Origin of the sequence: Vibrio sp. 10N.261.52.A1 (assembly GCF_002876325.1) — a bacterium.
Lineage (GTDB): Bacteria > Pseudomonadota > Gammaproteobacteria > Enterobacterales > Vibrionaceae > Vibrio > Vibrio chagasii.
Map to the genome: position 1 here is coordinate 1 of NZ_MCYD01001155.1, position 3950 is coordinate 3950.

Annotated in this window: 4 protein-coding genes and 1 pseudogene; 3 read left to right on the forward strand and 2 right to left on the reverse strand. The window is 44.4% G+C overall.

Annotated elements, in window-relative coordinates; genetic code table 11:
* Nucleotides 1-32: 32 nt before the first annotated feature.
* Together luxU and BCT81_RS24765 are read right to left on the reverse strand one after the other, a co-directional pair.
* The gene (luxU, locus tag BCT81_RS24760; RefSeq protein ID WP_004737341.1) at nt 33-377 is read right to left on the reverse strand and encodes a quorum-sensing phosphorelay protein LuxU; all 345 of its coding nucleotides are present in this window, start codon (nt 375-377) and stop codon (nt 33-35) included.
* Between the two features lie 23 nt (nt 378-400).
* Nucleotides 401-1564: pseudogene (locus BCT81_RS24765) on the reverse strand (sigma-54 dependent transcriptional regulator); the annotation flags it as partial.
* A 53-nt stretch (nt 1565-1617) separates the two neighbouring features.
* Between BCT81_RS24765 and nrfB the strand changes: the two are divergent.
* Genes nrfB through nrfD form a run of 3 tightly spaced genes read left to right on the forward strand, consistent with a single transcriptional unit; the run spans nt 1618 to nt 3869 of the window.
* Nucleotides 1618-2202: a cytochrome c nitrite reductase pentaheme subunit gene (gene nrfB, locus BCT81_RS24770; protein ID WP_102426181.1), complete on the forward strand. Its 585-nt coding sequence runs from the start codon at nt 1618-1620 to the stop codon at nt 2200-2202.
* A gap of 3 nt (nt 2203-2205) precedes the next feature.
* Nucleotides 2206-2892 carry a cytochrome c nitrite reductase Fe-S protein gene (nrfC, locus tag BCT81_RS24775; protein WP_102426182.1) on the forward strand — a complete coding sequence of 229 codons (687 nt, stop codon included), beginning with the start codon at nt 2206-2208 and terminating at the stop codon, nt 2890-2892.
* Nucleotides 2893-2894: 2 nt separating this feature from the next.
* A complete protein-coding gene (nrfD, locus tag BCT81_RS24780; protein ID WP_102426183.1) occupies nt 2895-3869 on the forward strand; it encodes a cytochrome c nitrite reductase subunit NrfD in 975 nt (324 codons plus the stop codon).
* Nucleotides 3870-3950 lie beyond the last annotated feature (81 nt).

The following is a 3950-nucleotide window of genomic DNA, read 5'->3' on the forward strand; positions in this document are numbered from 1 at the left end:
TCCTTTTTTAGTTTCTGTGGTCGTTCTCTGCGTTAGAGATCCGTCATCAATTGCTGGTACTCAGTGTACGTTGAAAGCAGCAGTGACTGCATATCTTCAAAATCGCCATCGGTAATTGGAAGTGACTGTTTTACTTTGCTGTCTAAACCGATAGCGAAACTACACAGAGAGTCAGCACCAAAGCTCGCAGCACTGCTCTTTAGGGCATGGCTGATATCCGCTAAATACTTTGAAGTATCTGACTCCTTATTGATCTCTAGGTGCTCATAATAGCCTTTCAACTCACCTAAAAAGATCTCCAGTAACACCGGAACATTCTCTTGCCCTATTTCACCGGCAAGCTCATCAACTTTTTGCTGATTCAATACTTTGGTCATTGTTATGTCTTATCGTTTGGTGATTACTGTTTTGCGTTCCACGCTTGCAACTTACGGTAGATAGTTGACGGACTCACATCCAAGAAACCAGCAGCTCGCGGAATATTACCGTCACACGCTTTAATCGCCTGCTCGATAGCTGTTTTCTCAGTGATCCACAGTGGGAAAATATCTTTTACCGTAATGTCTTCACTCTGCTTCTCTTTCAAGCGTAGGCTATTTTCAATCGGTTGATTCAACGGTGGTGGCAGCATATTAAGCGTGATCTCTTTACCGTTGTTCAATACCACGACATTTCGCAATACGTTTTGCAGCTGACGAACGTTACCCGGCCACTCGTATTGATTAAAACGATCCAGAACTTCCTGAGCAAAACGCACAAACGCTTTGCCCTCTTCCACTGACATGTAGCCTAGCAGTGAGTATGCAATCTCAATGACATCTTCACCACGCTCACGCAATGGCGGTAAGTGCAGAGGAATTACATACAAACGATAGTACAAATCTTCTCTAAAGCGCCCTTCTTGTACTTCTTTCCATGGGTCTCGGTTGGTCGCACAAACAAAGCGAACATCCACGCTCTTCATCTTCGACGAACCCACTTTTTGGAAGGTACCTGTCTGGATAAAGCGCAAAAGCTTGGTTTGTAACTCAAGGTCCATTTCACAGAGCTCATCAAGGAACAAGGTGCCACCATCAGCCAGTTCAGCGGCGCCTTGACGATCTGTTGCCGCCCCCGTAAATGCCCCTTTCACGTGACCAAACAGTTCACTTTCAATCAAGTCCTTGGGAATCGCAGCACAGTTAATTGCAATAAACGGTTTATCACCACGCTTACTCGCAGCGTGAATAGCTTCTGCACACACCTCTTTACCGGTACCACTTTCACCAGTAATGAAAATACTCGCTTTACTTGATGCCGCAGAATCAATAGTTCGGTACACCTGCTGCATAGTTTGGCTACTGCCGATGAAACCTTGATAATTCTGGTTTCCAGGATGCTCTGAACTATTCTTTAATTTCGTCGCTTTGCGTATTGCGTTGTTGACCGTAATACGTAGACGGTCGGCTTCACACGGTTTGATAAGGAAGTCTTGAGAACCATGACGCATCGCTTCAACTGCAGTATCAATCGAACCGTGAGCGGTCATGAAGATAACAGGCACCTCAGGGTACTTTTGTTTAACCGGAATATTATTTAGTTGAGAGTTAAATAATGCCGGTATAAGGAAAGGATAAAATGGGCAATATTAAATTGGCCATAGTCATAATGCTTAAATCCCTTCTAGCATTCTGCCTCTATGGTTATTCCATTCATGCTGTTGCGGAGCCCGCTGTTACGCCAGTAGGGGAGTCAACAAGACATGAAGTCGAATTAATACGTGACAAAGATTACAAGTGTGTTCAATGCCATAAAGATTCTAAAGAAACGGTATTTGGTTCACACGGTGAGAGTGCGCACACTTTACTTGGTCGTGAAGTGAATTGTACCGATTGTCATAGTTCTATTGGCCCCGATCACCGTGATGGTGCACCTGAGGTGGTGAAGTATCGTGCGGCTCAATCACAACCCGGAACTGAAAAGGTTTTCCTCGATCCTAGCTTAATCCTAGATGCCAACAGCCAATGTATAGATTGTCACAAGCCTGATGATCTGCGCGAAGCGAGTTGGACCCATGACGTACACGCACAAAACTTAACGTGCTCAAACTGTCACGATGTACATGCGAGTGAAGCGAAGGTGCTTGGCTTAGATAAGAAGCAAACCATCAAGCTGTGTGTGGATTGCCATTCAGACTTCAACCAGAAGAAAGAAGGGGAGTAATCTATGAGCTGCTCAAGAAGAAACTTTTTAGCTGGCGCGGGTGCCGTGATCTTCACAACGGGTGTTGCGGGTACTGCAGCAGTCACTAGCCGTAAAACACTGGCTAATGTACAGGAAGATGGCGCTAAACGTTACGGAATGGTTCATGACGAAACCGCGTGTATTGGTTGTACTGCCTGTACTGAGGCGTGCCGTGAAGTGAACAAAGTGCCTGAAGGTGTATCGCGATTAGAAATTATTAAGAGCGAGCCTCAAGGCGAATACCCGAATGTTGATTACCGTTTCACTCGTAACTCTTGCCAACATTGTGATAACGCTCCTTGTGTGATGGTTTGTCCTACAGGGGCGGCCTATAAAGATGAGAAGACAGGTATTGTTGATGTGCATAAAGAGAAGTGTGTGGGCTGTGGCTACTGTCTACTTGCTTGTCCATATCAAGTGCGCTTCTTCCATCCTGAAAATAAGTCGGCCGACAAATGTAACTTCTGCCGTGATACCAATCTTGCACAAGGTAAATTGCCTGCTTGTGTTGAATCTTGCCCTACCAATGCGCTGATATTTGGCGATTTAAATGACCCTAAGAGTGAGATTAATCAGGTGCTTAAATCAGAGGTGGTTTACAGAGATAAAGTTTATCTAGGTACCAAACCAAAACTCTATAAAGTGCCACACCAAAAAGGGGAGATTTGATTATGAGTGCATGGACTACAGCTTTCCAATCAGGCACCGTGGTTTGGGATTGGATCATTGCTATTTATCTATTTTTAGCAGGTATGTCAGCGGGCGCTGTTATGATCTCGATCTACCTTAAAAGAAAGGTGATTGATGGTGATCCTGCGAATAATGGTGTTTTAAAGGCAACGGCATTTCTAGCGCCATTTGGGATAATCTCAGGCTTATTGATCTTGGTTTTCCACCTGACGAAACCACTATCGTTTTGGAAGATCATGATCTTCTATAATCCAACGTCTGTGATGTCGATGGGTGTGATCTTATTCCAAGTGTATATGGTGATCCTATTTGTTTGGATCGGCATTATATTCCGCAATCAGATTGCCGTATTCTTGAATGATCAAGCATGGTTAAAAGGCCGACTAGACTTTGTCAGCAACTGGATTGGTAAACTAGAATCTTTCGAGAACGCTTTTGAAATATTCTTGGCAGTGCTTGCGCTATTGCTTGCGGCTTACACAGGCTTCTTACTTTCTGCACTAAATACCTTCCCAATGCTGAATAACCCAGTGTTGCCTATCTTGTTCTTATTCTCGAGTTTATCCTCGGGAGCGGCAGCGTGCATTCTATTCGGTGTATTGGTATTTAAGGAGTCACCACATAGTGCCAGTATTTCTTGGATCCACGGCTTCGAACGTCCTGTTGTAATGTTTGAACTGTTTGTTCTTGTCACTTTCTTTACTGGGTTAGTATTTGCTGGTGGTCAAAGTGAGCAAGCAGTATGGAACGCCATAGGCAGTGGTTTCTGGGCAAGTTGGTTCTGGTATGGCGTGATAGGTGTGGGCATGGTTCTACCTTTGTTGCTTAATGCCGTGACACCAACATCGGTTCGCCATAGTACTGTGTATATTTTCTCTGTTACTTCACTGAGCCTGATGGGCGTATTAATGCTAAGAACGTTTGTCCTTTATGCAGGGCAATTAACGTTAGCTTAATTTCGCTCAAGTTATAAGGGCGTGTTGGCCTTTCGAACTGATTTTTGCAACGAGTTGCTGGGCATTTATACAAGGCAGAGG

What these genes read in the sequence shown, in the direction of transcription:
- luxU (WP_004737341.1), bottom strand. Translation starts at nt 377, where the DNA reads ATGACCAAAGTATTGAATCAGCAAAAAGTTGATGAGCTTGCCGGTGAA.
- nrfB (WP_102426181.1), top strand. Translation starts at nt 1,618, where the DNA reads ATGGGCAATATTAAATTGGCCATAGTCATAATGCTTAAATCCCTTCTA.
- nrfC (WP_102426182.1), top strand. Translation starts at nt 2,206, where the DNA reads ATGAGCTGCTCAAGAAGAAACTTTTTAGCTGGCGCGGGTGCCGTGATC.
- nrfD (WP_102426183.1), top strand. Translation starts at nt 2,895, where the DNA reads ATGAGTGCATGGACTACAGCTTTCCAATCAGGCACCGTGGTTTGGGAT.